Origin of the sequence: Mesorhizobium sp. M9A.F.Ca.ET.002.03.1.2 (assembly GCF_003952365.1) — a bacterium.
In the GTDB taxonomy this organism is placed as follows: Bacteria; Pseudomonadota; Alphaproteobacteria; order Rhizobiales; family Rhizobiaceae; genus Mesorhizobium.
Genome location: NZ_CP034443.1, coordinates 4,802,624 through 4,829,439, shown reverse-complemented (window position 1 = coordinate 4,829,439; position 26,816 = coordinate 4,802,624). Strand labels below are relative to the sequence as shown.

24 protein-coding genes are annotated in these 26,816 nt (G+C 62.9%); 8 read left to right on the top strand and 16 right to left on the bottom strand.

Annotation, left to right across the window (positions count from 1 at the left end):
- Nucleotides 1-8: 8 nt before the first annotated feature.
- A complete protein-coding gene (locus EJ066_RS23275) occupies nt 9-1,331 on the bottom strand; it encodes an aspartate aminotransferase family protein (RefSeq protein ID WP_126042088.1) in 1,323 nt (440 codons plus the stop codon).
- Nucleotides 1,332-1,464: 133 nt separating this feature from the next.
- Between EJ066_RS23275 and EJ066_RS23270 the strand changes: the two genes are divergently transcribed.
- A complete protein-coding gene (locus EJ066_RS23270) occupies nt 1,465-2,283 on the top strand; it encodes a 3-keto-5-aminohexanoate cleavage protein (protein ID WP_245454962.1) in 819 nt (272 codons plus the stop codon).
- Nucleotides 2,284-2,347: 64 nt separating this feature from the next.
- Here EJ066_RS23270 and EJ066_RS23265 read toward each other — a convergent pair whose 3' ends face one another.
- Entirely contained in the window at nt 2,348-2,650 is a 303-nt protein-coding gene (locus EJ066_RS23265) for a DUF982 domain-containing protein (RefSeq protein ID WP_126042084.1), read from the bottom strand.
- A gap of 47 nt (nt 2,651-2,697) precedes the next feature.
- Nucleotides 2,698-2,976, bottom strand: a complete 279-nt coding sequence (locus EJ066_RS31505; protein ID WP_189644584.1) for a hypothetical protein — start codon at nt 2,974-2,976, stop codon at nt 2,698-2,700.
- Here EJ066_RS31505 and EJ066_RS23260 point away from each other — a divergent pair.
- The 3 genes from EJ066_RS23260 (at nt 2,866) to EJ066_RS23250 (ending at nt 8,052) form a co-directional block, all read left to right on the top strand.
- The gene (locus EJ066_RS23260; RefSeq protein WP_126042082.1) at nt 2,866-3,927 is read left to right on the top strand and encodes a glycosyltransferase family 4 protein; all 1,062 of its coding nucleotides are present in this window, start codon (nt 2,866-2,868) and stop codon (nt 3,925-3,927) included. The genes EJ066_RS31505 and EJ066_RS23260 overlap by 111 nt on opposite strands.
- Nucleotides 3,928-3,967: 40 nt before the next feature.
- The gene (locus EJ066_RS23255) at nt 3,968-6,130 is read left to right on the top strand and encodes an amylo-alpha-1,6-glucosidase (protein WP_126042080.1); all 2,163 of its coding nucleotides are present in this window, start codon (nt 3,968-3,970) and stop codon (nt 6,128-6,130) included.
- 143 nt (nt 6,131-6,273) lie between these two features.
- On the top strand, nt 6,274-8,052 hold the full coding sequence (locus EJ066_RS23250) for a trehalose-6-phosphate synthase (RefSeq protein ID WP_126042078.1): 1,779 nt from the start codon (nt 6,274-6,276) through the stop codon (nt 8,050-8,052).
- Between the two features lie 173 nt (nt 8,053-8,225).
- On the opposite strand, the gene EJ066_RS23245 is transcribed toward EJ066_RS23250, so the two are convergent.
- The 3 genes from EJ066_RS23245 to EJ066_RS23235 are packed head-to-tail and all read right to left on the bottom strand — an operon-like array spanning nt 8,226 to nt 11,221.
- Entirely contained in the window at nt 8,226-8,897 is a 672-nt protein-coding gene (locus EJ066_RS23245) for an ABC transporter ATP-binding protein (protein WP_126042076.1), read from the bottom strand.
- Nucleotides 8,894-10,135, bottom strand: coding sequence for an ABC transporter permease (locus tag EJ066_RS23240; protein WP_126042073.1), 1,242 nt, complete (start codon nt 10,133-10,135; stop codon nt 8,894-8,896). Before EJ066_RS23240 ends, EJ066_RS23245 begins: the two co-directional genes overlap by 4 nt.
- Nucleotides 10,136-10,144: 9 nt before the next feature.
- Complete coding sequence (locus EJ066_RS23235; RefSeq protein WP_126042071.1) at nt 10,145-11,221, bottom strand: efflux RND transporter periplasmic adaptor subunit; 1,077 nt, start codon at nt 11,219-11,221, stop codon at nt 10,145-10,147.
- Nucleotides 11,222-11,318: 97 nt separating this feature from the next.
- On the opposite strand from EJ066_RS23235, the gene EJ066_RS23230 reads away from it, so the two are divergent.
- Nucleotides 11,319-12,002 carry a TetR/AcrR family transcriptional regulator gene (locus EJ066_RS23230; protein WP_245455229.1) on the top strand — a complete coding sequence of 228 codons (684 nt, stop codon included), beginning with the start codon at nt 11,319-11,321 and terminating at the stop codon, nt 12,000-12,002.
- A 194-nt stretch (nt 12,003-12,196) separates the two neighbouring features.
- Here EJ066_RS23230 and EJ066_RS23225 read toward each other — a convergent pair whose 3' ends face one another.
- The 4 genes from EJ066_RS23225 to EJ066_RS23210 form a co-directional block, all read right to left on the bottom strand.
- A complete protein-coding gene (locus tag EJ066_RS23225) occupies nt 12,197-12,571 on the bottom strand; it encodes a cupin domain-containing protein (protein WP_126042067.1) in 375 nt (124 codons plus the stop codon).
- 19 nt (nt 12,572-12,590) lie between these two features.
- Nucleotides 12,591-13,466, bottom strand: a complete 876-nt coding sequence (locus EJ066_RS23220) for a methyltransferase domain-containing protein (RefSeq protein WP_126042065.1) — start codon at nt 13,464-13,466, stop codon at nt 12,591-12,593.
- Between the two features lie 162 nt (nt 13,467-13,628).
- Complete coding sequence (locus tag EJ066_RS23215) at nt 13,629-16,145, bottom strand: two-component system VirA-like sensor kinase (protein WP_126042063.1); 2,517 nt, start codon at nt 16,143-16,145, stop codon at nt 13,629-13,631.
- Entirely contained in the window at nt 16,142-17,086 is a 945-nt protein-coding gene (locus tag EJ066_RS23210) for a cytochrome c peroxidase (RefSeq protein ID WP_210211037.1), read from the bottom strand. Before EJ066_RS23210 ends, EJ066_RS23215 begins: the two co-directional genes overlap by 4 nt.
- On the opposite strand from EJ066_RS23210, the gene EJ066_RS23205 reads away from it, so the two are divergent.
- The gene (locus EJ066_RS23205) at nt 17,073-18,062 is read left to right on the top strand and encodes a response regulator (RefSeq protein ID WP_281035436.1); all 990 of its coding nucleotides are present in this window, start codon (nt 17,073-17,075) and stop codon (nt 18,060-18,062) included. The genes EJ066_RS23210 and EJ066_RS23205 overlap by 14 nt on opposite strands.
- Nucleotides 18,063-18,109: 47 nt before the next feature.
- Here EJ066_RS23205 and EJ066_RS23200 read toward each other — a convergent pair whose 3' ends face one another.
- The 6 genes from EJ066_RS23200 to tpiA all read right to left on the bottom strand — a co-directional run bounded on the left by EJ066_RS23200 (nt 18,110) and on the right by tpiA (nt 23,769).
- Nucleotides 18,110-18,412 carry a DUF982 domain-containing protein gene (locus EJ066_RS23200; RefSeq protein ID WP_126044016.1) on the bottom strand — a complete coding sequence of 101 codons (303 nt, stop codon included), beginning with the start codon at nt 18,410-18,412 and terminating at the stop codon, nt 18,110-18,112.
- Nucleotides 18,413-18,684: 272 nt separating this feature from the next.
- Nucleotides 18,685-19,224, bottom strand: a complete 540-nt coding sequence (locus EJ066_RS23195) for a DUF1697 domain-containing protein (protein WP_126042057.1) — start codon at nt 19,222-19,224, stop codon at nt 18,685-18,687.
- A gap of 17 nt (nt 19,225-19,241) precedes the next feature.
- Nucleotides 19,242-20,879, bottom strand: coding sequence for a CTP synthase (locus EJ066_RS23190; RefSeq protein ID WP_126042056.1), 1,638 nt, complete (start codon nt 20,877-20,879; stop codon nt 19,242-19,244).
- A gap of 137 nt (nt 20,880-21,016) precedes the next feature.
- Nucleotides 21,017-22,123, bottom strand: a complete 1,107-nt coding sequence (locus tag EJ066_RS23185; protein ID WP_126042054.1) for a L,D-transpeptidase — start codon at nt 22,121-22,123, stop codon at nt 21,017-21,019.
- Nucleotides 22,124-22,334: 211 nt separating this feature from the next.
- A complete protein-coding gene (gene secG, locus EJ066_RS23180) occupies nt 22,335-22,823 on the bottom strand; it encodes a preprotein translocase subunit SecG (RefSeq protein WP_126042051.1) in 489 nt (162 codons plus the stop codon).
- 178 nt (nt 22,824-23,001) lie between these two features.
- Entirely contained in the window at nt 23,002-23,769 is a 768-nt protein-coding gene (gene tpiA / locus EJ066_RS23175) for a triose-phosphate isomerase (RefSeq protein WP_126042049.1), read from the bottom strand.
- Between the two features lie 144 nt (nt 23,770-23,913).
- Here tpiA and EJ066_RS23170 point away from each other — a divergent pair, with 144 nt between their 5' ends.
- Nucleotides 23,914-25,806, top strand: coding sequence for a SurA N-terminal domain-containing protein (locus EJ066_RS23170; protein WP_126042047.1), 1,893 nt, complete (start codon nt 23,914-23,916; stop codon nt 25,804-25,806).
- Nucleotides 25,803-26,813 (top strand): anthranilate phosphoribosyltransferase, encoded by a 1,011-nt coding sequence (gene trpD, locus EJ066_RS23165; RefSeq protein WP_126042045.1) that lies wholly within the window; start codon nt 25,803-25,805, stop codon nt 26,811-26,813. The genes EJ066_RS23170 and trpD overlap by 4 nt, the downstream gene beginning before the upstream one ends.
- Nucleotides 26,814-26,816: the final 3 nt, after the last annotated feature.

Here is a 26,816-nt window from a genome sequence, read left to right as displayed (position 1 = left end):
CGCTGGCGCTATGCCACCGCCGCGTCTATCGCGTCGCCGAGCCGTTCAACAACAGCGTCGATTGCTGCGGCGTCTATGATGAAGGGCGGTGCAAGCAGCACATGATCGCCGCGCGCGCCGTCGATCGTGCCCCCTGCGGGATAGACGAGCAGCCCTCGCGCCATCGCCTCGCGCTTGATGCGCGCATGTAGTTTGCGGCCCGGATCGAACGGCTCCTTCGACGAACGGTCTTCGACCAGCTCGAGCCCCATGAAGAGGCCACGACCGCGGATGTCACCGACATGGGCGTGGTTGGAAAAGCGCTCACCGAGGCGCCGGGCGAGATGGGCGCCCATCGCCTTGACGTTGTCGAGCAGGTGGTCCCGCTCGATGACCTCCTGGACGGCAAGCGCTGCCGCGCAGGCCATGGGATGGCACATATAGGTGTGGCCGTGCTGGAAGAAGCCGGAGCCTTCGGCGAAAGCGTCGAAGATGCGGCGCGAAAGCAGCACCGCACCAATGGGCTGATAGCCTCCGCCGAGCCCTTTGGCGATTGTCATCAGGTCGGGTGCGACGCCGTCCTGCTCGCAGGCGTGCAGCGTGCCGGTGCGGCCCATGCCGCACATCACCTCGTCGAGGATGAGGAGCACACCGTAGCGGTCGCAGATTTCGCGGATGCGCCTGAAATAGCCGGGAACGGCAGGCACCGCTCCTGCTGTCGCGCCGACGACAGGTTCCGCGACGAAGGCCATGACAGTGTCCGGACCAAGTTCGAGAATCTTGTCCTCGAGCGCCTGGGCGGCGCGCAGGCCGTAGGCCTCCGCGCTCTCGCCGGCTTCCTGGTAGCGGTAGGCATAGCATGGGTCGATGTGATGCGTGTCGATCAGCAACGGGCGGAATTGCGCACGCCGCCACTCGTTACCCCCGGTGGCGAGAGCGCCGAGCGTGTTGCCGTGATAGCTCTGGCGTCGGGCGATGACGTTTCGCCGCTCGGGCCTGCCAGTCTCGACGAAGAATTGCCGTGCCATCTTCAGCGCCGCCTCCACCGCCTCGGAGCCGCCGGACACGAAATAGGCGTGGCTTATGCCTTGCGGCGCGCCGGCGACCAGCCTGTCGGCGAGTGTCTCGGCCGGCCCATTGGTGAAGAAGCTGGTATGGGCGTAGGCCAGCTTGTCGGCCTGGGCATGGAGCGCGGCCGTCACGTCGGGATGGCCGTGGCCGAGGCACGAAACCGCCGCCCCGCCTGACGCGTCGATATAGGCGCGGCCATCGCGATCGAAGAGTTCGATACCTTTGCCGCCAGCCACGACGGGCAGGGTCGCATGGATCTGGCGATGCAGGATGTGTGTCATGCTTTCCTCGATTGACGATGGCGCGATTTGAAGCGAACTTATCATGCAACATATGTTACATAGTGCGCAATACTGCAACAATTGGATTAAGCCTATGACATTCGATGGGGATGTAGCCGGCCCTGGACACATTATGCCGACGGCAATCGCCGTTGCGCCGAACGGTGGGCGGCGTGGCAAGGAAGACCACCCTGCCCTGCCGATCGGCCCCCAGGAACTGGCCCGGACCGCCGCCGCCTGCCTCGAGGCGGGTGCCGCCATGATCCATGCGCATGTCCGCGATCGCGACGGCGGCCATTTGCTCGACGCGCACGCTTATCGCGAGGTGACGAAAGCGATACGTGATGCGGTGGGCGAGCGGTTGATCATCCAGATCACCAGCGAAGCGGTCGGCCGATACCAACCGGCCGAGCAGATGGCGGTGGTGCGCGCTGCCCACCCCGAGGCGGTTTCGCTGGCGCTGCGCGAACTGGTGCCCGGTTCTTCCCATGAAACCGCTTTCGCGGAGTTCCTGTGGTGGTTGAAGAGCGAGCGGATCGCCCCTCAGATGATCCTCTACGCGCCCGAGGAGGCGTCGGCCCTGGCCGCCATGCAGCAGCGCGGGCTAGTGCCTTTTGACGACATCCCGGTGCTTTATGTGCTCGGCCGCTACACGCCGGGACAGGTTTCGCGGCCGGCTGACCTGCTTCCCTTCCTCGCGCATGACCGTCCACGCTTCGCGCACTGGATGGTCTGCGCCTTCGGCCGGGAGGAAACCGCCTGCATTACGGCCGGTGCGCTGCTGGGCGGTCATGCCCGCGTCGGCTTCGAGAACAATTTTACTCTGGCCGACGGCACAACCGCCAAGGACAATGCCGCGCTCGTGGCTGCAACCAAATACGCGTTGACCGCCTGCGGCGTCAGGACCGCCCAAGCCAACGACCTTCGTGCCGCATGGTCGATCCAGCGCTAACGATCGCCAGCGCTTTGATGCAGGTTTCCTTTGCTCATCAACGGCAAGCAAAGCTCGCTGGCGTCTATCGCCTCAGCGCGTAGGCACTGCCCCTATTTTCGCTGTCCATTGGCAGTGCCATATCGTCGTCCAGCAAGCGGGTAATCCGGGCAAAGCCCGTAAACGCCTTTCTTGCTTCCTCGGCAGACATCTTGCCCGCCAGAGCTGCAGCGCAGCAGTTCAGTGCGCATTGATACACCGGCCCGCGCCGCCCCTTTGGCCATTTCCGCAAGAACGCCATCGCTTCCCTAACGCCGTCAATGTCTTCCACCGGCTGCCCGGGCGCGCGCGAAATTCGCACCGGCGAAAAGAATTGCAGACGATCCATTGGTTCCTTCCGGTCGATCGCGATGCATTCGATCAACCTTATTGAATTCACGGCTTAGCCAATTGGTTCCCGGCAAGGGGCCTGCGGCGCTCGATAAATGGCAGCGGACCAGCTGAGTGAACGCCGGCTATGGCCGACTTTTTGCCGTTGCGGGAACGTTCAGGGGGCTGGTGCATTTCGACTTCAGCGATGATCCTTGAGGGAAATGCCAAGCTATGCGAATAGCCCATGTGGCGCCGCTCCATGAATCCGTGCCGCCCCGGCTCTATGGAGGCACGGAGCGCATTATCTCCTATCTGACCGAAGGCTTGGTCGAGCTTGGCCATGATGTAACCTTGTTCGCCAGCGGCGATACAAGGACGTCTGCAAAATTGGTGCCGTGTCGCGAGCGTGCGCTGCGTCTTGATCCGCGTCCGCTAAAATCCGAGACAGCCGCGCATCTCCTGATGCTATCTGAGGTGAAAAAATGCGCTCAACAATTTGATATCATTCACTTCCACCTTAGTCATTTCCTGCACTTTTCTTTCTTCTCACACATATCGGAGCGGACGGTGACAACGCCACATGGCAGGCTCGACTATGTCGATCTGGCACCGGCGTACGAGCGTTTTCCGCGCTTCCCGATGATCTCCGTCTCCCGTAGCCAAAGGATGGGGCTCGCCAATGCCAACTGGCTGGCGACGATCCACCACGGGCTCCCGACCGATATCTACGAACCGACTTTCGAGACGAACCGAGGAGAACCTTACCTTGCCTTCCTTGGCCGGATGTCGCGCGACAAGCGTCCGGATCGTGCCGTCGAGATCGCGCTGCGATCGGGGCTGAAACTGAAGCTTGCCGCAAAGATAGGCGACGACGATCGCGCCTACTTCCACAAGGTGGTCGAGCCGCTGATCGACGGTGACCGTGTCGACTATGTCGGCGAGATCGAGGAGGACAAAAAAGCGGAATTCCTCGGCAAGGCGGCCGGCCTTGTCTTCCCTATCGACTGGCCCGAGCCGTTCGGTCTTGCCGTCATAGAGGCGATGGCCTGCGGCACGCCGGTGATTGCCTGGAACGCCGGCGCCATGCCGGAGATCGTCGATCAAGGCGTGACCGGTTTCATCGTGGATTCCATGGAGGGCGCGGTCGCGTCGGTGCCCGGCTTGCTGCGGCTCGACAGGCGGAAAGTGCGAGCTATCTTCGAAAGGCGGTTTTCCGCCAAGAGAATGGCGCGCGACTACGTGGCCGCCTATGCGTGCCTGATCGGCGCCTCGGCCGAAGCAAGAGCGTCGTGAGCGGCGCTGCCTCGGGCAAAGCGAGAGAGATGTGCAACGAATGACCCAACTCGACGAGCGCAAGCTTGATCCCGCGGTGGCACTTGCCTCCCTGGACCCCACCGCACCTCGAGAGCCGCACCGGCTGTTCGCCCTCAAGCAAGGCGATTGTTTTGCCGTGGCCGACGCTTACGGAGATATCCGCGGCGCCGGCGACGGTTTTTTCCGTGACGACACGCGGGTGCTTTCCGAATTCCGGCTGACCGTCGGCGGCCGACAGACATCACTGCTCGGCGCGTCGCTCAGCCAGGACAATGTCCTCTTCACCTCCAACCTGACCAATCTGCCGATGCAGAGCGTCCGCGGCCGGGACATTCCACAGGGCGCGATCCATATCGAACGCACCAGGCTGCTTTGGCAGGATCGGCTGTTTGAACGCATCACGCTTTCCAATTACAGCCAGGAACACTCCACCATCCGCGTTTCGCTGCATTTTACAGCCGATTTCCGCGACATGTTCGAAGTGCGCGGCTCGACAAGGCCGAAGCGCGGGATGGCCCATGCTGCCGTGACGGATGCGACCTCCGTCCTGTTTCGCTATGACGGGTTGGACGGGCTGGCGCGAATGTCGGCGATATCGTTCTCGCAGGCGCCGGACCATCTGATGGCCGACCATGCGGATTTCCTGATTGCCGTGACGAAGCGCAGCAGCAGGGCGCTGTATGTCGAAGTCGGTTCCGAAGTGGCGGAAGCGCCGAACCGCGATCGTTTCCGCGCCGCCGCGGCCCGGGCTCGCTTTGGTATGCGGGCCAAGCGCCGCCATGGCGGCACGATGCACAGTTCAGGGCGCGTTTTCAACGAATGGATCGAGCGCGCCCGCGCGGATGTGGCGCTGCTGACCACGGAGCTTGCGACGGGACCTTACCCCTATGCGGGCATCCCTTGGTTTTCGACGGCGTTCGGCCGCGACGGCGTGATCTCGGCGCTGCAGATGCTGTGGCTCAACCCGGGCCTCGCGCGAGGCGTGCTGGCCTTCCTTGCCCACCACCAGGCGACAGAAACATCACCGTTCAGCGATTCGCAGCCGGGCAAGATCATGCATGAGACCCGCAAGGGCGAGATGGCGGCGCTGCGGGAGCTCCCCTTCGGCCGCTACTATGGCGGCGTCGATACGACCCCGCTCTACATCCATCTCGCCTGCGCTTATGCGGACCGTACCGGTGACATGGCCTTCATCGACAGCCTGTGGCAGTCGCTCTGCGCCGCGGCCGATTGGACCGAGGAGGCAAGCCGGGCGACCGGTTTCGTCACCTATCAACGTGCCGCCGAGTCCGGCCTCACCAACCAGGGATGGAAAGACAGCATCGATTCCGTCTTCCACGCAGATGGCCGCATCCCTAAGGGACCGATTGCCCTGGTGGAGGTGCAAGGCTATGTCTTTGCCGCATTCCGGGGACTGGCGGCGCTCGCCCGTCGCCGCGGCGAGGACGACAGGGCCGATCATTGGGACAGCCGTGCCGAGGCCATGCGCGCCGCTGTGGAGCGCCATTTCTGGCTGGACGATCTCGGCTTCTATGCCTTGGCGATCGACGGCGCCGGCGAGCCTTGCAAGGTGCGGACGTCTAATGTCGGGCACCTTCTCTATGTCGGTCTCCCCGACCCGGTACGGGCCAAGATGGTCGCCGATCAGCTGCTTTCGGCGTCCTTCCATTCGGGCTGGGGGCTGAGGACGCTCGCCGACGATGCCGTGTTCTTCAACCCGATGTCATACCACAACGGCTCGATCTGGCCGCATGACACCGCCATGTGCGGCGCCGGTCTGGCGCGCTACGGCGAGCGTGAAAGCGTGGTCCGGCTGATGAACAGCACTTTCGAATCAGCGGTCCATTTTAATATGCGGTTGCCCGAGCTGTTCTGCGGTTTTACCCGCGCGCCGGGCGAAGCACCGATCGCCTATCCCGTCGCCTGCTTGCCGCAGGCATGGTCGGCCGGTTCCGCCTTCATGCTGATGCAGGCCTGCCTCGGCATGGAAATCGACGGCTGGGACAGCGAAATCCGCGTCGCCCGTCCCAGGCTGCCGATTGGTATAGACACGTTCACGCTGAGGCATCTGCGCGTGGGCGCGACGGTGGTCGACCTCAACTTCCAGCGTGTCGGCGACAGGGTCGTCGCCTTCCTCTCCGATCGACATGAGGGGTTAGTGCCGCTCGTCGTGCGGACCTAGCCTGGCTTTGCGCATCGAACTGATCGCGACGCTCCAACTGTCGGAACCGCTGGCCCGATCCGTGCGTTGTCGCCAGTGGCCGGCTGCGAATTCGAAAAAGAGAAAAACGGTCACCGACCGGCCGGGAGGAAATCGTCGTTCCAATGTCAGACTATGGCATAGAGGTACTCTGGGTTCTGATCCTTGCAAGCCTCGGCATTTCCGCTGTTGCCGTGGTGTTCTCGGTATCCCGTCGGCGCCAAAGCCACACACCTGCGGTCACGTACGCCGCTGGCGAAGACGCGGCTTCGGAAGCGGCGCATAAAGTGCTGAGGGAGTTTGAAAAGAACGGCCACTCGGCCGATGCAGCGCTGATCGCATGGTCGCCCGACACCTTGCGCAAGATCCTGGCCGACGATCTGCCGGATACGCAGGTGATCGTGGTGTCCAACCGCGAACCCTACATTCACAACATCAAGGATGATGGCGTCGAACTCGTGGTGCCGGCCAGCGGGTTGGTTTCGGCGCTCGAGCCGATCACCCGCGCGTGCGCCGGCACCTGGATCGCCCATGGCGGCGGAACGGCGGACCGTCTCACGGTCGACGAGAACGACCGGATTGAGGTGCCGCCCGACAATCCGTCCTACGCGCTGCGCAGGGTCTGGCTGACGGAGGAAGAATACCAGGGCTATTATCTGGGTTTCGCCAACGAAGGCCTGTGGCCGCTTTGCCATATCGCCTTCACCCGCCCGATCTTTCGCGCCTCGGATTGGGAGGCCTATGAGGCCGTCAACCGGAAGTTCGCCGATACGGTGGTTGCCGAAGCGCGCAACGAGCGGCCGATCGTGCTGGTCCAGGACTACCACTTCGCGCTTTTGCCGCGCATGATCCGCGAGCGCCTGCCAGAGGCGATCGTCATCACGTTCTGGCATATCCCATGGCCCAACTCGGAAGTGTACAGCATCTGTCCATGGCGTGAACGGATCCTGGAAGGCTTGCTCGGCAGCTCCATCGTCGGCTTCCATACCCAGTTCCATGCCAATAATTTCGCCGAAAGCGTCGATCGCTTCCTGGAAAGCCGTATAGAGCGGGCCGATGCGGCGATCTCCTACGGCGGAAGGACGACGCTGGTGCACGCCTATCCCATCTCCATAGGATGGCCGGCCGAACTTTTGGCGAAACTTCCTGATGTCAACGAATGCCGCGCCCGCCTGCGCCAGAGGTTCGGGCTGAAAGCGGATGTCAAACTGTGCGTTGGCGTCGAGCGTCTCGACTACACGAAGGGCATTCTCGACCGGCTTCAGGCGCTGGAAGAATTGTTCACGAGACATCCCGAATGGGTTGGAAAACTGGTTCTCCTGCAGATTGCGGCACCCAGCCGGGGCACGCTCCCGGCTTATAGGCAACTCCACGATGAATGCCGCCGTTACGCCGAAGAGCTCAACCAGCGCTATGGCAGCGAGGACTACAGCCCTGTCCTGTTGGTGATCAGACATCACGCGCAGGAACAGGTCTACGAGATCTATCGCGCCGCCGACATATGTATGGTCACCAGCCTGCATGACGGCATGAACTTGGTGGCTAAGGAATTCGTCGCGGCGCGCGACGACGAACAGGGCGTGCTGTTGCTCAGCACCTTTGCCGGCGCCTCGCGCGAACTCCTGGAGGCGCTGATCGTCAACCCCTACGATACGGCCATGATGAGCGAGGCACTGCTGCGGGCGCTGACCATGACGCCAGACGAACAGCACGAGCGCATGCGGCCCATGCGCGAGATGGTACGCGACAACAATGTCTATCGCTGGGCCGGCAGCATGCTTCTCGATGCGGCCCGCCTTCGCAAGCGCGGCGACCTCGACCGGGTGACGGGTGCCGGCGAGCGGCCATCGAACAACAACAACGTCATTCCGATATTCGACCCGACAAGAAAGGCAGCGTCATAAAAGGCCTTCGACTGCCCCTGGCGTGTCAACGCGCCCTGCCCCATTGCCTTAATGCATGTCGCCCAAAAGTGCGCAGCGGTTTTGGGATAACGACATGCATAAAAACAAGAACTTAAAGCGCGCCGCGTGAATCCTTTCAGACGCGACGCGCTTTAGGTCACCGGAGAAGCCGATCAGCCGACCTTCCCGTCCACGATGTGAATGCGGCGATCCATGCGCGCCGCCATGTCGAGGTCATGCGTAACCGCCACGACAGTCTTGCCGCGCTCGCGCACCAGATTTTCCAGGATTGCGAAGACCTGCTCGGAGCTTGTGCTGTCGAGGCTCCCCGTCGGCTCGTCGGCGAGGATAAGCGGCGGGTCGTTGGCGAGCGAGCGTGCCACCGCGACGCGCTGACGCTGGCCGCCCGAGAGCTGGTCGGGCCGCTTGTCGAGATGTTCGCCGAGCCCCAGGGATGAGAGCAGCTCCCCGGCCCGCTCGCGCATCTCGGGCCGCGCCAGCCGGCCCAGCCTGCGCATCGGGATTTCGACATTTTCGCGCGCCGTGAACTCCGGCAGTAGAAAATGAAACTGGAACACGAAGCCCAGCATCGAAAGGCGGGTCCGCGCACGCTCCTTTTCATTCATCGGCGCGGTGTCGCGGCCGCCTATTCTCAACGTTCCACCGGTCGGCCGGTCGAGCAGCCCGAGCAGATAAAGCAATGAGGATTTGCCGGAGCCGGAGGGACCGGTGACGGCGACGAATTCTTTCTCGTTGATCTCGAGCGTAATGTCCTTGACCAGCGTGACGGGAACCGTCTCGGGCAACACGCGCGTTAGTCTCTCGGTCTCGATGAGCGCGCTCATGATGCGCCTCTGATGATGTCGACGGGGTTCAGCCGCGCTGCACGGCGCGCCGGCAGGTAGCCGGCAACCGCTGCCGAGCCGAGCGCGAAAGCCGACGCGATGATGTAATGCATCACGCTCCAGGTGATCGGCAACCGGGTCATCTCCTGGCCGGTCGCGGCGATCTCGAAACGCACGAGCGACAGCCCATAGGTCATGGCGAAGCCGAGCAGCCCGCCGAGCACGGAGCCGGCAGCGCCGATCGCCACGCCTTCCAGCAGAAAGAGCCGGCGCATGTCCGACTCCGGGAAGCCAAGCGACTTCATGATGGCGATGTCGCGCGCCTTCTCGTGCGTGATGGTGGAGATGATGTTGTAGATGCCGAAGCCAGCGACCAGCATGATCGCGCCGACGACGGTGTACATGATGACGTTGCGCACGACGAGCGCTTCGAGGATCGATTCATTCGCCTCCTGCCACGCTACGGCCTTGTAGCCCAACTCGGCCTCGGCACGGTGCGCCACTGCCGGCGCGCGGTTGGGATCATCTAGCTTGATGCGGATCTCGTTGATGGCGTTCGGACGCGCGGAGAGGATCTGCGCGTTCTTCAGAAGCACATAGGCCTCACCTTCGTCGCGCGCGGTGGTGCCGGTGTGGAACAGGCCAGTGATCTTGAAGTTGCGCGTCAGCCCCTCGGAGGAAACCGCCGTTATCGTGTCGCCGAACCCGGCACCGAGCCGGCTCGCCATCGTGTCGCCGATGAGCACGTTGTTGCCGCCCGCGGCAAGTGCCGAAAAGCTGCCCTCGACGAAGTCTTCGACGATCGGCGACACGCCGGACTCGCGCTCCGGTTCGATCCCGATGATCGCCGCCCCCACTTCGCGGCTGGAATAGCGGATCACACCCTGCGTTCTGAGGCTTGCCGCGAACCGGCCGGGAATCCAGCTCTCGAGCCAGGAGGTCGCGGCGGTCGGATTGATGATGCCGCGGCGATCGTCGCGCGGCCTGAGCCCCGAAATCGCGACTGTCGCGAAGGCATCCTCGGCGGGTTGACGGCGGGCGGTGCGCTGCTCGTCGGTGATGTCGACATGCGGCATCGTGTCGACGAGCTGCCTGACGAAATCGTCCTGCCCGCCCTGCATCAATGCCGCCATGGCTATGGAGAATCCGACACCGACCGCGACGCCGATCACGGCAACCAGCGTCTGGCGACCGCGGCCGGCAATGTGCGTGACGGCGATGTCGAAGATAAGCGGCATCGTTGCTTCTTACCTCTCCTGGGCGACGGTGACGCTCACGCGTCCTCCGTCGGCGAGGTCAACGGGATAGGGCGAGATGACGCGGGCCTTCTCGTCGACGCCTGCCTTCCCATCGACGCTTGACAGAACCTCGATACCATTGGAGCCGCGAATGCCCGTTCGGATTTCACGGCGCCAGGCCTTGTCGCCCTCGACCACGAACACCTTGTTCCCATCCATCGCAACGGACGGGATCAACAGCGCCTTTTTCGAAACGCGGATGACGATGTTCACATCGGTCGACATGCCTATACGAAGTGGGGTGTCGTCCGGCAGGCGGAAGCGGACGCGATAGGTCTTCGTCACCGGATCGCCCTTGGGCGTGATGCTGTCGACCACCGCTTCCAGGTTCTGCCTGAGGAACGCATCGGATTTAAGCAGCGCGCGCTGGCCGACCTCGACCCGGGGTATGTCCTCCTCGTTGACCTCGGCGACCACCAGCAGCGGCTTCGGCTCGCCGACCCAGAACAACACCGTGCCGAGCTCGGCGACCTCACCCACCTCGCCGTCCTGCCTGAGCACGACACCGGCGCTCGGCGCACGTAACACGTAGGTGTCGAGTCGCGCCTCCTGTCCGGCAACCAGCGCTTCGATCTGGCCAAGCTCGCTCTGCGCACGATCAAGCGCCTGCTGGCTCGCCGCACGCCTTTCGGCAAGCACGGTCAGCCGCCGGAGCTCTTCCTGGGCAAGCGCTTGACGCGCTTCGAGCTCGCCAAGCACGGCCCGGGCCTCGCTGTCGTCGAGCTTGGCGAGCACGTCGCCCTGTGCAACCCTCGACCCCTCGCAATTACATTGCTCGACGATCCTCTCGCGGACCACGGGAGTCACCTTGGCCCAGGTTTGCGGCTCGACGGAGCCACTCGCGTAAACGATTTCCGCCGCGTCGCCGCGCTGTGGCGTCACCACAGAAACCTTGGCCGGCTGCCACAGATACCAAGCGCCGAAAGCAGCAGCAGCCGCGACAAGAACAATGCCGACAATCCAGCGTATCCGTCGCAAGACTCTCCCTCCATCATCGAATCCGAACGTCGGGCGGGTGGCAGACATAGCACCAGACCGACCGTCGGTCTATAAAAGTTGCATAAGGAAACGGTTCGTGCTCCTCTGCTCCACCTGGACTTAGCGAGGATCGATTTTGCCCCGAGTGATAAAGCCGCCGGAAATACGATCCGCCGAGCTTCTCGACTGCGCCCAGCGGCTTTTCTTCGAGCATGGCTACGACAACACGACGGTAAACGACATCATTCGCGAGGCCGGTCTGTCGAAAGGGGCGTTCTACCACTATTTCGCATCGAAAGAGGCGCTGCTGGAGGCGCTCGCCGCACGTCTCGCACGCGACAGTTTCACCGAGCTGCAGCCCATGCTCAACGACCCAACACTTGACGGGCTTGGCCGGCTCAATGCGCTCTTTGCGGGCTCGCAGCGGCTGAACGTCGAACTCGCTCCGCAACTGCGCAAGACGTTCTTCGTCGTCTTCCGGCCCGAGAACCTTGCCCTCTTCCATCGGGTTGACCAGGCGGTCAGGGAACTGGCCATGCCGATAATCGCCGATCTCCTCCGGAAGGGAAGCGAGGAAGGCGTGCTCGATGTGCCTGATCCGGAAGCTTTTGCCGAGATGTTTTTGCAGCTCCGGCTGATCTTGCGGGATGTGATGCACCGCGCCTTGCGGCAGGCCGAACGGGGCAATGTCGACGAAGCAGCGCGGCTGCTCGACGACCGGCTGCGGCTCTACGGCATCGCAATCGACCGGCTTTTGAAGTTGCCCGATGGAACCATAGAAGCGGCGCAACCCGGATTTGCCAAGGCTTTCCTCGAAGCAGGCCCTTGAGCCGCCAGAGCCGCGGGGCAGCAATTTACCGCGCAATGGTGGACCGGGCTCACTCCTCGTACTGCCGTGGAGAAGGCTTTACCGACGCTGTCCAAGATCACGGAAGCGTCAGTGAAAGACCTATGCTCGCATTCTCTTCCGGCGTCGCATTCCAGTAGCCTTATGCCGCGGAGGTCTTCAGGAAATGCTGGATCTCATCGGCTGAGGGAGGATCCGAATGCCTGTTTTCCTCGATGATCGGCTTGCCGACTTCTCGGAAGAACCGGCCTATCCGTGACGTGCTGACGAGATTCATGACTGCCGCTTCGGCCGACAGGTTTCGAAAGGTGCTTCGCCCCGCCCGGCACATGGAAAATGTCGCCCGGCCGGATGGATACCCAGACGAAGCCTTCCGGCGACTGCGAAAGCCCTTCGATCTCGCCGGAAATCTGGATGAAGGTCTCCGGGTCGGCGTGGCTGTGCAGCGGCACTGTAACACCCGGCGGGACGGTGCCGCCCATGACGCAAGGCTCGCCATTGTGCGGGTCGACGGGATGTCCCGCGCGCCCGCTGATGGTAGTGTCGAACATCCGATGCTCCCTTCGTTCGTCATCCCGGCGTATTTGCCCATGCGCCGACAAAGGGCGGCAGCATGATGCACATCCGCTGTTCGACAGCCTCGTTGCGCAGTCGATCGGCGAGCGTATCGACCTTTATTTCGGCGGCGGTCGCGACACCGACGGCCTCGGCCATCGGCAATAGGCTGCGTAAGGTTCCGGCAATGTGGTCATAGATCGGCGAGCGGGGCTTGCTGCCGGCCAGGCCGGCGGAATTCATCTGCGGCGCCGGCAGCCCTGCACCGGCGAAGACCATGGGCAGCCTGCCACCCATGTCGACCTCGAAACCCGCCCGCTCGATCGTCTCGATGATCCAGCCGCGGCATTTGCTGAACAGCGGCGCCTCTGGAAAACTACGGGCGAGCGGCATCGCCATTTCCTGGAAGGCGATGATGCCGCCCGGCCGAAGAAAACCGGCAAGCCTGCGCAGGGTTGCGGCCGGATCAGGCAGGTACATCAGCACGAGCCTGCCGATCACCGCATCGAAAGTCTCCTCGGGCGAGAACGTATCGAGCTCGCCCATGGTGAAACGTGTCCAGTAGCACTGGCCGGATTCGGTGGCGCGCCGCTCGGCAATGTCCACAACCTCTGCCGAGCGATCGACGCCGAGCACTCTTCCGGTCGGCCCGACCAGCTTCCCAGCCAGCAAGGAGACGTCGCCAACGCCGGAGCCGATGTCGAGCACGCGCATGCCCGGCCCTATCCCCGCGCTTTGCAGGACATGCTCCGTAAGGTCGTGAATGAGCGCTCCTTGCAGCTCCAGGCGCTTGAATTCGCCTTCCGTGTAACCCAAGGCATAGGGACGCGGATCTGTGGTGCTCTGATCGCGGTGGATCTTAGGTGCGTGTTCGGCAAGCAGATTGTACATTGTTTGACTCCATGATCGATCTATCTGGATTAGACCTCCCGATTACCTCGCCAATGGGCAGCCATATGGGAGGAACATCGAAGAGCCCGGCTACGGGTAGATTTCAGCCAGGTGGAATTTTGGTTACAGTTGTAACGAAGAACCCAGCCGACCTGATCAGCCTCAATGCAGATGGCGGGCAATGCATTGTGCGACGGCGGACGACAGCAGCGGCTTCTTGATGACTTCGCTTATGCCGGCCGCCGTTAGTTGACGCGACCGAAGCGGGCGGCCGTAACCGGTCATCAGCACTATCGGAAGATCCGGCCGGATCTCATGCACCTGGCCGGAGAGCTCGATCCCTGTCATCTCAGGCATGACCTCGTCCGTCAGCACCATGTCGAAGCGCCCGGGGTCGGTACGGAATGCGCTGAGAGCCGCAGGGCTGCGGTCGAAGCCGACCGGCTCGTAGCTGAGCGCAGCGAGCATTTCCTCGGCAAGCTGCATCAGCGACGCGTCGTCGTCCACGACCAGGATCGTCTCGCCGTTGCCATACTGGACAGGAACCTCGGTGACCGCACCCTCGCCCTCGTCCGCATCGGTTGCAGCGGGTTCGATCCACGGAAAATAGATCTCGAAGGTCGTGCCCTCGCCAGGTTGGCTCTTCACGTCCACCGCACCTCTATGCGCCGCAACAATGCCGTGTACCGTCGACAGGCCGAGCCCGGTGCCTTGCCCCGCCGGCTTGGTCGTGAAGAACGGCTCGAAGATGCGCTCGAGCGTCGCCTGATCCATGCCGCTGCCGGTGTCCCTGACGGCAAGGCCGACATAGCGGCCGGGAGACAGGTTGCCGTGCGACAGCATCCTGGCCTCCGCGAATTCCGCCGTATCGAGACCGATCTCCAATATGCCGCGGCTGTTCATCGCTTGCGCCGCGTTCGTGCCGAGGTTCATGATCACTTGCTGAAGTTCGGTCGGATCGCCCATCATCGCGGCATCCGCAGCTACAAGATGCGTCTTCACCGAAAGCGTGGCGGGGAACGAGGCGCGCAGCAAGTCAACCGCCTCCGCAACCACGGGCTCCGCCCGCAGCGCGTGGTGCTGCCGCTCGCGGCGACGGCCGAAGGCAAGGATCTGCTCCGTGACGTCCTGCGCCCGCTTGCCGGCTTTCATGATCTGCTGGACGTAACGCCGCGCGCGAGACTCCTTCAGTAACACGGCCAGCGCCATCTCGCCATAGCCGAGGACGGCGCCGAGGATGTTGTTGAACTCATGCGCTATGCCGCCGGCGAGCGTTCCGATTGCTTCCAGCCGCTGCGACTGGTCGAGTCGGGCCTGAAGCGTCTCGCGTTCGTGTTCGCTGTGCTCGCGCGCGATGGCGTTGGCGAAAATCTCGGCGGCGGTGCGCAGCAGAGCGATGTCGTCGTCGGCCCAGCGCTTTTCGCGCGTGACGGTATCGAGAGCCAGAAAACCCAGCCGCTCGCCGGCATGCCACAATGGTATGCACAGCCAGGATCGAACCTGATACGCTTGGAGACATGCCTTCTCTGGACCCTCTGGGAGCTCGCCGACACTAGGAATGTGAATGCAGCCTTGCCGCTCGCGGTCCTTGAGCGTCCAACGTGAAGCCAGCTCGATCATGTCCTTCGGCAGGTGCGCCGGCGTGCTTACGTTCGGACGGCGATAGAAGTAGCTGCCGGAAGAGCCGGCATCGCTGGTGCGGCTGACGAAAATCTGGGCGCCGTCGAGGCCGGCATGTTCCACCAGGCGCGCAAGACCCTTGCTGATGCCGGCCCTGATGCGGTCACGCGACAGATTGATGAACTGCGTGGAGATCGAGGCGATCAGACCCTCGAATTCCAGCCGCTCGCGCAGGGTCCGCGCATTGTGGCGCAGGCGGGCAAACAGGTAGGCCACATAGCCCGCGAGGACTAGCGCGGCGATGTAGAGCAGCGCCTGGAATCGCGCCGCCCGCGCTGCGGCCCGCCCATGCGCGTCGAGATACACGTCCTGCAGCGCGCGCGCCTGTTCGCTCGTTGACGCTGTCTGTAGACGGGCGACGAGATCGTCGACCGCCGGAAGCCTGGTGACGATAAGCCGGCCATGGGAGACGAGCGAGAGCACATCGCTTCCGGGCACGGTATTAACGGACGGCCTGGCCAGCCGGTCGAGTGCGGCGGTCACCGCCTTTGCCGCTTCCGGCTGGGGATCGCTGATGAACTGCGACATTGCGATCATCAGGGCTCCTATCTCGATCGCTCGAAGGCCGTCGCCCTCGGTTGTGAGCCGGCTACTCATGTAGTTGAAATAGTTCAGCGAGTTCCGCAGCAGCGCGTTGTCGGACTTGAACGCCTCGACGAGCGCTTCCTCCTCGCGCACCGCGGCGACGACCGCGGCGACCCGCCGGTCGATGTCCGCCCGTGCTTCGCCGCTTGCGATGTCTCGGGCGGCCGGCAGCGTCCGCGTCGCCCTATCCAGGCTCTCGATCGACCGCACAAGCGGATCATAGCTGCGCAGGAGCCCCGCGCGTGCCCGCAACACGTCGCGCTGAAGGGCGGCGTTATAGAGGATCACGGTCCTGAGAGCATCGAGCGCGCGTTCGTGGCGCGCAGCATCAGGAGCCGCGCCTTGCACCAGGAGGTAGGTCAGGACGATGAGCAGGCACGCGATGACCGGGGCCAGGATGCGTAGCGACTTCATTGCTGCAGACGATCGGCTGCACTGGTTAACGGCCGGCCGCGATACTCGCCCGTCAGCGTCCCGAGGAATTTGACGATGAGATCGGCATCGCGCTGGTCGAGCTCCCGGCCAAGCTGACTCCGCGCCATGATCTTCACGGCGTCTGCGAGCGATGCGGTACGGCCGTCGTGAAAATACGGCGCCGTCACCGCGACATTGCGCAGGCTGGGAACGCGGAACACATGGCGGTCGCTCTCGGTGCCGGTAACAGTGATGCGGCCGAGATCCGCCTCGGTGAGGGTCTTCTGGCTGGCGAAGGGGTCCAGGAAGATGCCGAACTTCTGAAACAGGTTGCCGCCCACATTGGCGCCTTGATGGCAGGCGATGCAGCCATACGCCTTGAACAGCTGATAGCCATGTTCCTCGTCCGCCGTGATGGCGTCGCGCTCTCCCTTGAGATATCGGTCGAAACGGGCATTGGGCGTGATCAGCGATCGTTGAAAGTTGGCCAGGGCATCGAGCACATCCGTCCGGCTGGGGGCGGCGCCGTAGACCGTCACGAATCGCTGCGAATAGTCCGGGTCGGAGCGCAGTTTCGGCAGCAATTCCTCCCAGTTCGTGTTCATTAGCCTGCCATCGAGCAGAGCTGCCTCATTCTGCTCCTCGACAGTGCGGAAATTGCCGCGCCAGTTCAGCCGGAAATCGAGTGCTGCGTTGAAGACGGTCGGCGCGTTGAAATCGAGCGGCTCGCCATCCGCCGCCGTGGAACGAGCCCTCCCATCGTCGCCGCTGAGATCGAGCCTGTGGCAGCCGCTGCAGGCGACGACATCGTCATGCGACAGCCGGACATCGTCGAACAGGCGCTCGCCAAGTGCGATCTTCGCCTGATCGGAAGGACCGCTGCCGGTTATCGGAGCAATCGGCTCGCCGATCGGAACTGCCGGCTGATTGACCAAAGCCAACGCAAATGGTGCCGCCACTGCCAGGCAAAGCGGAACAAAAAGCCCGGTCCAAATCTTACCAATCTGCTCATGCGCCATAGAGCAAGCCTGTGGTATCGACAACGAAGATCGTCGGCGCCCACCAACAAATCGCCGAAAATCAACGTTAAGTCTAATAAAGCAACGGCTCGATCATGGGTTCCATACGTGCGGACGGTCTGAGATGTTAGCCGAACAGAACACTCGCCACGAAGAGCAGTCGAAAGGTAGAATCGAACAGGCGGCGAAGCATATCCTGGTCGTCGATGACGACCTCGACGTTCGCGATATGCTCACCAATTACCTGGAGAGCGAGAACTTCAGGGTCAGCGCTGTCGCCGATAGCCAGGCCATGTCGCGCGTCCTCGATGAAAGACCTGTGGACCTGATGATCCTCGACATGCGGCTTGCAGATGAGGACGGGTTTGACATCATGCGGCAACTCGGCAGTCCGCCGGAAGCGCCCATCATCGTCATCACCGGCCACAAGCGCGACGAGGTGGATCGCGTCGTCGGCCTGGAGCTCGGAGCCGACGACTACATCACCAAGCCCTTCAGCCTCAGGGAACTGGTTGCGCGCGTTCGCGCAGTGCTGCGGCGATCGGGGTCAACGCGTCAGCGTTCGCGTGGCAAGAAGCACATGCGCTATCGCTTTGCCGGCTGGGAACTCGACATGCGGATGCGGCGCCTGAAGTCGCCCGCGGGCGAAGCAACGCCGCTGACCGCCGGGGAGTTCAATCTGCTGGCGGCGTTCCTGCAATCGCCGCAGCAGATCTTGAGCCGCGAGCAGCTTCTCGCTGCCAGCAGGGTTCACGACGAAGAGGTGTTTGACCGCAGTATCGACGTGCAGATATTGCGACTGCGCCGCAAGCTCGAGGTTAACCCGAGCGAGCCAAAGCTCGTTGTCACCGAGCGGGGGGTTGGCTACGTGTTCACTGCCTCCGTCGAGGTGCTGTGACCTTGCCGAAAGGCGCCACGTTCAAGGCAGAGTGCAAATATGAACGTTCATCGCCTCAGCGCATGTACGCTATCGATATTTTCGCCACCCAACGGCAGCGCCATGTCGTCGTCGAGCAAGCGCGTGATGCGGGCGAAGCCGGTAAAAGCCTTCCTTGCCTCCTCTGCCGACATCCGGCCCACCAGAGCCGCGGAGCAGCAATTCACCGCACATTGGTAGACTGGCCCACGCCGGCCTGTTGGCCATTTACGCAAGAACTCCATCGCTTCGGCTACGCTATCAATTTCTTCGGCAGGGTTTTTCTGCCCACGCGAAATCCGCACAGGCGTAAAGAACTGCAAGCGATCCATCGTTTCCTCCCGGTTTGATCGCAATATGCTTGATCGAACCTTGTTGAACTTGCGGCTGGCCATTAGTTTCCGGCAAACAGAGCCCGGCGCTGAAAAAGGTAGGCCCAAAAAACAAGTGTCTCACATCATTCGACTGAAATCGAATCACCAAACGTGACAAACGAAGCGAACAACGTTGCGCGCCGATAAGCGCGGTTCTCATTGAACAATTATTGAACTTCTCGAGGGGAAGCTCCGCTTCCAAGGCGATTGGCGCGTCAATGCCGCCCGCCCTACCCACCGACCAGCTCGGCCAACTTGCGCACTGTGTTCCAGTTGCGCGAAGTGCCGACGCCGAGACGTTTATGGCTCGTCGCCGCAAGCAACCGCGAACTTGGTGTTTCGCGGGAAAAGACGATCCAGATGTCGCCGCCGACCGCCTGCATCTTTTCGTTCTTGCCGACATAGGCCTCCAGCGCCGCGACCGCCTCATCGGGAACGGGCCTGCGCATCACGCGCACCGCCACCTGGTCTGCCGCGGCAGCTGATTCGGCGGGAAACGGATTGCCGGCCGCAAGCGTCAGCCAGTCTCCCGCACGGCGCACGATGATGTCGACGTGGCGGCTGAAGGTTGTCTCGAACGCTGCTTCGAGCCGCCCTTCCAGCGCTGCAATTTCGGTTTCTTGCGCCTCGAACACCAGATTGCCAGTCGCCACCAGAGTGCGCGGGTTGTTCAGCTCCAGGCCTTCCGCCATGGCCCTGAGATCGGACATGACGACCCGCCGCCCCTCGCCAAGGACGATGCTGTAAAGCAGAGCGACATAGGTTTGCATGGCGGCCGGTGGCCAGCCTAAACCAGTCGCGACTGTTCCACTGCGGCCTCGATGAAGCTGGCAAACAGCGGGTGCGGGTCGAGTGGCCGGCTTTTCAGCTCGGGATGATACTGCACGCCGATAAACCAGGGATGGTCGGGGTATTCGACCGTTTCCGGCAGCACGCCGTCCGGCGACATGCCGGCAAAGACCAGGCCGCAATCCTCGAGCCGCTCCTTGTAGTCGATATTGACTTCGTAGCGGTGGCGGTGGCGCTCGGAAATCTGCGTGTCACCGTAGATGTCGGCGATTTTCGAGCCCTTGGCGAGGTCCGCCTGATAGGCGCCGAGCCGCATGGTGCCGCCGAGGTCGCCGGTTTCCCTGCGCTTTTCCAGCATGTTGCCTTTCAGCCACTCGGTCATCAGGCCGACGACTGGTTCCTCGGTGGGGCCGAATTCGGTCGATGAGGCATGTTCGACGCCGGCCAGCGAACGCGCCGCCTCGATGCAGGCCATCTGCATGCCGAAGCAGATGCCGAAATACGGCACCTTCCGTTCACGCGCAAACTTTGCCGCCAGGATCTTGCCTTCCGCGCCGCGCTCGCCGAAACCACCAGGGACCAGAATGCCATGGACCTTTTCCAGCCACGGCGCCGGATCTTCCTTCTCGAATATCTCGCTCTCGATCCAGTCGAGCTTGACCTTGACGTGGTTGGCGAGGCCGCCATGTGACAGCGCCTCGATCAGCGATTTGTAGGCGTCCTTGAGGCCGGTGTATTTGCCGACGACGGCGATGGTCACCTCGCCTTCCGGGTTGTGGATGCGGTTGGACACCGCTTGCCAGGGCTCCATGCGCGGCTTCGGCGCCGGATCGATGCCGAAGGCGGCCAGCACTTCCGAATCCAGCCCTTCATTGTGATAGGCCATCGGCACGTCGTAGATGTGCGGCACGTCGAGTGCCTGGATGACCGCGCTCTCGCGCACATTGCAGAACAGCGACAGTTTACGGCGCTCTTCCCTGGGGATGGGGCGGTCGGCGCGGACCAGCAGAATGTCGGGCGCAATGCCGATGCCCCGCAATTCCTTGACCGAATGCTGGGTCGGCTTGGTCTTCAATTCCCCCGCCGTTGGAATGTAGGGCATAAGCGTCAGGTGCACGTAGACGGCGTTGTTGCGCGGCAGATCGTTGCCGAGCTGGCGTATCGCCTCCAGGAACGGCATCGCCTCGATGTCACCGACGGTACCGCCGATCTCGCACAGGACGAAATCATAGTCGTCATTGCCGTTGAGAATGAAATTCTTGATCTCGTCGGTGACGTGCGGAATGACCTGCACGGTGGCGCCAAGATAGTCACCGCGCCGCTCGCGCTCGATGATGTTCTTGTAGATGCGGCCGGTGGTGATGTTGTCCTGCTGGTTGGCCGAGCGGCCGGTGAAGCGCTCGTAATGGCCAAGATCGAGATCGGTCTCGGCGCCGTCGTCGGTGACGAAGACTTCGCCATGCTGGTATGGCGACATCGTGCCGGGATCGACATTGAGATAGGGATCGAGCTTTTTTATGCGCGCGCGATAGCCTCGCGCCTGCAAGAGAGCCCCAAGGGCGGCCGCAGCAATGCCTTTTCCAAGTGAGGAAACCACGCCGCCTGTGATGAATACATATCGCGCCATGGGAGTCATCGCTTAACGCGGCCGAATTGATTCCGCCAGAGAAAAAACCGCCGCGAAGGATTTTTCCCAAGAATGCGCTGATGGTGGACGAGCCAAAAATGAAAGGGCCGGCTGAGCCGGCCCTTTCGGCAGTATCCGTTAAAACGTCAGATAATGACGACCTTGGTGCCTACTTTCACCCGGCGATAAAGGTCCATGACGTGCTCGTTGATCATGCGGAAGCAGCCGTTGGAGGCGCTCGTTCCGATCGACTGCGGCGCGATGGTGCCGTGAATGCGCAGATGGGTGTCCTTCTTGCCGTCATAAAGGTAAATGGCGCGCGCGCCGAGCGGATTTTCGCCGCCGCCGGGCATGCCGTCCTTGTATTGGCCGTAGTGCTTCGGCTCGCGCTTCTGCATATCGAGCGTCGGAATCCAGCGGGGCCATTCCTGCTTGTCGCCGACCGCGACCGTGCCCTTGAACTGCAGGCCCTCACGACCGACGGCGATCGCATAACGGCGGGCGGTCCACGAGGATTCGACGAGATAGAGACGGCGCGCGCTGGTATCGATGACGATGGTGCCGGGACTGTAGCCGGTGAATTCGACCTCTTGCGGCACGAACTCCGGCTTCACCTTGAACTGCCGCTTGGCTTCCTTCCTGGCGAGTGCGGCATCGAGGGCGCGGGTCTCGGGGAGCAGCGACATCGAAGAGGACGTGCCGCCGAACAGGCCGGCGAAGAGCCCGACGCTCTGCGGCTTCTGTCCAACCGGCTCGCTGCGCAATTCGCCGTTGTTGCCGGTCAGCGCGACGTTCATCGCCTCGGCGGAAACCGGCTCGGCCGACTGGATCGGTGCGATGGGTTGAACCGGTTCGATGATCTTGACGGCCTTCCTAGCCGGCTTGGCGTCGGCCAGCGCAGCGGGCTTATTCTTCTTGGCAAGAAACGCCTGCCGTTCCGCGTCGGCCTTGGCTTTGGCCGCCGCGCGCATCGCCAGCTTCCTGGACTCGACCGCCTTGGCTCGAGCGGCCTCCTTGTCGGCCGCGATCTTTGCTTCGATCTTCCTGATCTGGGCAAGATCGTCCGGGGTCGGGTCTTTCTTCTTCTTGAGGAGCTTCAGTTGCGCCGCATCGCTTTTGGCGGCGACGTAGACGACGTCAGTTGTTACTGCGGCTTTAGAAGCCGAATTACCGGCCGGCATGGCCGCGTAAGCGGGCGCACCCAGGCTGAGCGCGGCACATAGGCCGGCTAAAATGAAGCTGCGAAGCTGCATGGCGAAGATCCGATCGTTCTATGCTTGTTGCCCACGGCGTCGCCCGGCGTCCCCCAAGGACCCCGATAGTGCCGCGCGCAACCTATAATCGATTAGCCGGAGACGCCTCAAGCGCCCTGTCATGCCGCGCCCGGTCGAATCTTCGTGATCGTGCGGCATTTGCCGCGACTGTGTTCAAACAACAACAGATCGCGGCGCCGAACGCTGCCGATTACTGGTTTGGAACTTGCGGCGTTACTGGCAGAGTGACGCCGTTTGTGGCCGGCGGCGTGGTCGAGCCCGCCGCTGGCGGCGCAGCGGGAGCCGGGGCCGCGGCATCATCGCCGGAAGGCGGTGTTGGTGCCGTATTGCCGGAAGGTGGCGTCGGCGCGGTATTGCCAGAAGGTGGCGTCGGCGTCGTGGTGCCGGGCAACTGGTCGAGCACGCCGCCGCTCGCGCCGTTCGCCGCGGGCACACGATCGAGAATATCGATCGGCTTCTCGCCGTAACGGGCGACGATCGACAATGTCAGCGAAGTGGCGAAGAACGCCGCAGCCAGGATCGCCGTCGCCCGCGTTAGCGCGTTGGCGGCGCCGCGCGCGGTCATGAAGCCCGACCCGCCGCCGATGCCAAGGCCGCCGCCTTCGGAGCGCTGCAGCAGCACCACGCCGACAAGAGCGAGCACGACCATGAGGTGGACGACGATCAGTATGGTTTCCATAATTTATCCTGGCAAAGCCCTGCACGGCCGCGGATACGGCCGGTTATTTGGAGGCGGCTCAATACAATGCTTTGACGGCATTTCCAAGCCCGTGGCCGGAATATGGGAAGCGATGCGCCCTTTGCAACGATTTCCGCCTCGGCACAGCTCGTCCGAAGCCGCTGACGGGCTTCGGATTCTACGAGATATTTCGATAGGCTTCGGCAATACCGAGAAAGTCCGCCGCCTTCAGGCTGGCACCACCGACCAGCGCGCCGTCGACATTTTTCACGCCAAGCAGTTCGACCGCGTTCGACGGCTTGACCGAGCCGCCATAGAGGATGCGCATCTTCGCCGCCGCGCTGCCAAGCTTCTCCGACAGTTTTTCGCGAATATGCGCATGCGCTTCGGCCACGTCGGCGGCGGTCGGCGTCAGCCCGGTGCCGATCGCCCACACCGGTTCGTAGGCTATGACGGTGTTCGACGCCGTGGCATTGGGCGGCACCGAGCCGGCCACCTGGCGCGACAGCACGTCGAGCGTAGCGCCCGCCTCGCGTTCGGCTCTCGTCTCACCGATGCAGATGATGGCCACCAGCCCGGCACGCCATGCGGCGGATGCCTTGGCCTGCACAATGGCGTCGTCCTCGTGGTGGTCGGCGCGGCGTTCGGAATGACCGACGATGACGTGACTGGCACCTGCATCTTTCAGCATCTCGGCCGAAATACAGCCGGTATGGGCGCCGTTCTCCTTGGCGTGGCAGTCCTCGCCCCCTGCCCGGACCGGCGTGCGCGATAATATCTCCGCGGCATGCGCAAGCAGCGTCGCCGGAACGCAGACCAGTGCTTCGGTCTCCGCATCGAGCCCGCTCATGAAGCCATTGCCGATCATCCTGAGTTCGTTGAGCGAGGCGCTGGTACCGTTCATTTTCCAGTTGCCTGCGACCAGCGGGCGGATTCCTGGTGTCATGGGATTTGCTTCTCCGGGCAATATTCGGCTGCGTCCTCACTACCAAACTCAGCCCACAAAGCAATCGACAGTGGCCCGGAAGGACGCTATTGCGCTTGTTTCAGACTCGGCGCATGCGAAAATGCGCAAAAATCGGAATTGGGCATGCTTAGTATCTTGAGAAGCGCAGCAGGGACCTGGGTCGCGAAGGCGCTGCTGATATTGCTGGTGTTGAGCTTCCTCGTCTGGGGCATTTCCGGGCAGCTGGTGGGCGGTTTCGCGGGCCACGACGCCGCGATCACGGCCGGAGGCACCAAAGTGTCGATCAACGAGTACCGCCTCGCCTATGACCGCCAGATCAGCGTAATGTCACAGCAATTCGGCCAGCGCATCAGCCGCGAGCAGGCGACGGCGCTCGGCCTAGACAACCAGGTGCTGGCGCAACTCGTGTCGGGTGCAGTCCTCGATGAGCAGGCCCGCAAGCTCGGGCTTGGGCTGTCCAAGGACCGGCTCGCCCAACTCACCCATGAAGATCCGGCCTTCAAAGGCCCCGGCGGCAAATTCGACAGAAGAACTTTCGAATACATACTGCAACAGGTCGGTATGCGGCCGGAAGACTATCTGAGGAATCGCGCCCAGGTGGCTGTGCGCCAGCAGATCGTCGAGGCGGTTTCGGATGGCCTCAAGACTCCGGACACCTTCTTCAAGGCGGTCGCGCTCTATCGTGGCGAAGACCGCACCATCGACTATCTGATCCTGCCGAAATCGCTGGTGGAGCCGATTGAAGCACCATCAGACAGTGCGCTTTCGGCCTATTTCGAGGAAAACAAGAAGACCTATGCGGCGCCTGAGTACCGCAAATTCTCCTATGTCAGGCTCGAGCCCGAAGATATCATGGATTTGAGTGCCGTATCCGACCAACAGGTCAGCGACGACTACAACAAGAACAAGGGACGTTACACCACGCCGGAATTGCGCACCATCGAACAGCTCGTGTTCAAGACGCCAGATGCCGCGAAGGCCGCGCTCGATTCACTCAAGACCGGCGCGACCTTCGACAAGATCGTGGCCGCCGAGGGCAAGACGCCAGCCGACACGCTGCTCGGCACGCTGGCCAAGGACAAGATTGCCGACAAGGCGGTGGCGGACGCGGCGTTTGCGCTCAACGTCAACGAGGTCAGCCCGGTCGTGCAGGGCGCCTTCGGTTCGGTGCTGCTGCGCGTCACCGACATCAAGCCCGAAGTGGTGAAGCCACTGGCCGAGGTGTCCGCCGAGATCCGCAAGAATCTGGCGCTGGGCGAGGCAAACCGCATTCTGCTGGACGTGCATGACAACTACGAAGATATCCGCGCTTCGGGCAGCACGCTTGCGCAAGCAGCCGAAAAATTGAAGCTGAAGGTCGTCACCATCGACGCGATCGATCGCACCGGCCAGAGGCCGGACGGCACCATCGTCGAGGATCTGCCGGAATCGCCGGAGCTCATCAAGGCGGCGTTCGACGCCGAGCCCGGCACCGAAAATCCCGACCTCACCACAGCCAACAACGGCTTCGTGTTCTACGAAGTGGATTCGATCACGCCGGCCCGCGACCGCACGCTGGATGAAGTCCGCCAGAAGGTGGTGACCGACTGGACGGCGGCGGAAACGACCAAGCGGCTCACCGCAAAAGCGGACGAACTCGAAAAACGCCTCGAGGCCGGCACCACGCTCGATGTGATCGCGGGCGAGCTCAAGCTCGAGAAGCAGACCAAGCGCGGCGTCAAGCGCGAGGCGGACGACGTCGATTTCGGCAAGGAAGGAGCCGCGGCGATGTTCGGCGAAGGCGAAGGCGGGACCGGGCTGATCCCCTCGCCCACCGGCGACGGACAGATTCTGTTCAAGATCGCCGAAGTCTTCGAACCTGCCGGAGCTGACGCCAGTTTGGTGCCGGACGACGCGCAGAAGTCCTTTACGTCAGGTATGTCCGACGACCTGCTCGGCCAGCTGGTGGCGCAGCTGCAGACGCAATACGACGTTCGCGTCGACCAGACCGCCATTGCCCAAGCCCTGACCAGATGAGCACGCTCAAGCCCCATATCGCCAAGGTCGCCGCCGGCACCGCCCTTTCCTTCGAGGAGGCGCGCGAAGCCTTCGACATCATCATGTCGGGCGACGCTACCCCCGGCCAGATCGGCGGCTTCCTGATGGCGCTGCGCGTGCGCGGCGAGACGGTGAGCGAGATTTCCGGCGCCGTCGCCACCATGCGCGCCAAGATGCTGCGGGTCGACGCCCCCGCTGGCGCGGTCGACATCGTCGGCACCGGCGGCGACAATTCGCACTCGGTCAACATCTCGACCGCATCCGCCGTCGTCATCGCCGCCTGCGGCGTGCCGGTCGCCAAGCACGGCAACCGCGGACTGTCCTCGCAGACCGGCTCCGCCGACGTGCTGACGGCGCTCGGCGTCAAGATCGATATCCCGCCCGAAACGATCGGCCGCTGCATCCACGACGCAGGCGTCGGTTTCATGTTCGCACCGGCGCATCATCCGGCGATGAAGCATGTCGGCCCGACCCGCGTTGAACTCGGCACCCGCACCATCTTCAACCTGCTCGGCCCGCTCTCCAATCCGGCTGGTGTAAGCCGGCAGATGGTCGGCGTGTTCTTGCCGGAATGGATCATGCCGGTGGCCGAGACGCTGAAGGCGCTGGGCGCCGACCATGCCTGGGTCGCCCATGGCGACGGCTATGATGAAATCACCACCACCGGCGAGACTGAGGTGGCCGAGCTGGTCGGCGACGAGATCCGAAGCTTTACGCTGACCCCGGAAGCGGTCGGGCTGAAGCGTCATACCAAGGAGGAGTTGCGCGGCGGCGACGCTGCCTACAACGCCCAGGCGCTGCGTGACATGCTGGGCGGCGCTGCCGGCGCCTATCGCGACACAGTGCTGATGAATGCCGGCGCCGGACTGGTGGTGGCGGGCAAGGCGACGACGCTTGCCGACGGCGTGGCGACGGCGGCGCAAGCCATCGACAGCGGCCGCGCGCTGAAGGTGCTCGACCGACTGGTCGAGATTTCGAACGGATAGAGC

What these genes read in the sequence shown, in the direction of transcription:
- EJ066_RS23275 (WP_126042088.1), bottom strand. Translation starts at nt 1,331, where the DNA reads ATGACACACATCCTGCATCGCCAGATCCATGCGACCCTGCCCGTCGTG.
- EJ066_RS23270 (WP_245454962.1), top strand. Translation starts at nt 1,465, where the DNA reads ATGCCGACGGCAATCGCCGTTGCGCCGAACGGTGGGCGGCGTGGCAAG.
- EJ066_RS23265 (WP_126042084.1), bottom strand. Translation starts at nt 2,650, where the DNA reads ATGGATCGTCTGCAATTCTTTTCGCCGGTGCGAATTTCGCGCGCGCCC.
- EJ066_RS23260 (WP_126042082.1), top strand. Translation starts at nt 2,866, where the DNA reads ATGCGAATAGCCCATGTGGCGCCGCTCCATGAATCCGTGCCGCCCCGG.
- EJ066_RS31505 (WP_189644584.1), bottom strand. Translation starts at nt 2,976, where the DNA reads ATGGCCAAGCTCGACCAAGCCTTCGGTCAGATAGGAGATAATGCGCTC.
- EJ066_RS23255 (WP_126042080.1), top strand. Translation starts at nt 3,968, where the DNA reads ATGACCCAACTCGACGAGCGCAAGCTTGATCCCGCGGTGGCACTTGCC.
- EJ066_RS23250 (WP_126042078.1), top strand. Translation starts at nt 6,274, where the DNA reads ATGTCAGACTATGGCATAGAGGTACTCTGGGTTCTGATCCTTGCAAGC.
- EJ066_RS23245 (WP_126042076.1), bottom strand. Translation starts at nt 8,897, where the DNA reads ATGAGCGCGCTCATCGAGACCGAGAGACTAACGCGCGTGTTGCCCGAG.
- EJ066_RS23240 (WP_126042073.1), bottom strand. Translation starts at nt 10,135, where the DNA reads ATGCCGCTTATCTTCGACATCGCCGTCACGCACATTGCCGGCCGCGGT.
- EJ066_RS23235 (WP_126042071.1), bottom strand. Translation starts at nt 11,221, where the DNA reads ATGTCTGCCACCCGCCCGACGTTCGGATTCGATGATGGAGGGAGAGTC.
- EJ066_RS23225 (WP_126042067.1), bottom strand. Translation starts at nt 12,571, where the DNA reads ATGTTCGACACTACCATCAGCGGGCGCGCGGGACATCCCGTCGACCCG.
- EJ066_RS23220 (WP_126042065.1), bottom strand. Translation starts at nt 13,466, where the DNA reads ATGTACAATCTGCTTGCCGAACACGCACCTAAGATCCACCGCGATCAG.
- EJ066_RS23215 (WP_126042063.1), bottom strand. Translation starts at nt 16,145, where the DNA reads ATGAAGTCGCTACGCATCCTGGCCCCGGTCATCGCGTGCCTGCTCATC.
- EJ066_RS23200 (WP_126044016.1), bottom strand. Translation starts at nt 18,412, where the DNA reads ATGGATCGCTTGCAGTTCTTTACGCCTGTGCGGATTTCGCGTGGGCAG.
- EJ066_RS23195 (WP_126042057.1), bottom strand. Translation starts at nt 19,224, where the DNA reads ATGCAAACCTATGTCGCTCTGCTTTACAGCATCGTCCTTGGCGAGGGG.
- EJ066_RS23190 (WP_126042056.1), bottom strand. Translation starts at nt 20,879, where the DNA reads ATGACTCCCATGGCGCGATATGTATTCATCACAGGCGGCGTGGTTTCC.
- EJ066_RS23185 (WP_126042054.1), bottom strand. Translation starts at nt 22,123, where the DNA reads ATGCAGCTTCGCAGCTTCATTTTAGCCGGCCTATGTGCCGCGCTCAGC.
- secG (WP_126042051.1), bottom strand. Translation starts at nt 22,823, where the DNA reads ATGGAAACCATACTGATCGTCGTCCACCTCATGGTCGTGCTCGCTCTT.
- tpiA (WP_126042049.1), bottom strand. Translation starts at nt 23,769, where the DNA reads ATGACACCAGGAATCCGCCCGCTGGTCGCAGGCAACTGGAAAATGAAC.
- EJ066_RS23170 (WP_126042047.1), top strand. Translation starts at nt 23,914, where the DNA reads ATGCTTAGTATCTTGAGAAGCGCAGCAGGGACCTGGGTCGCGAAGGCG.
- trpD (WP_126042045.1), top strand. Translation starts at nt 25,803, where the DNA reads ATGAGCACGCTCAAGCCCCATATCGCCAAGGTCGCCGCCGGCACCGCC.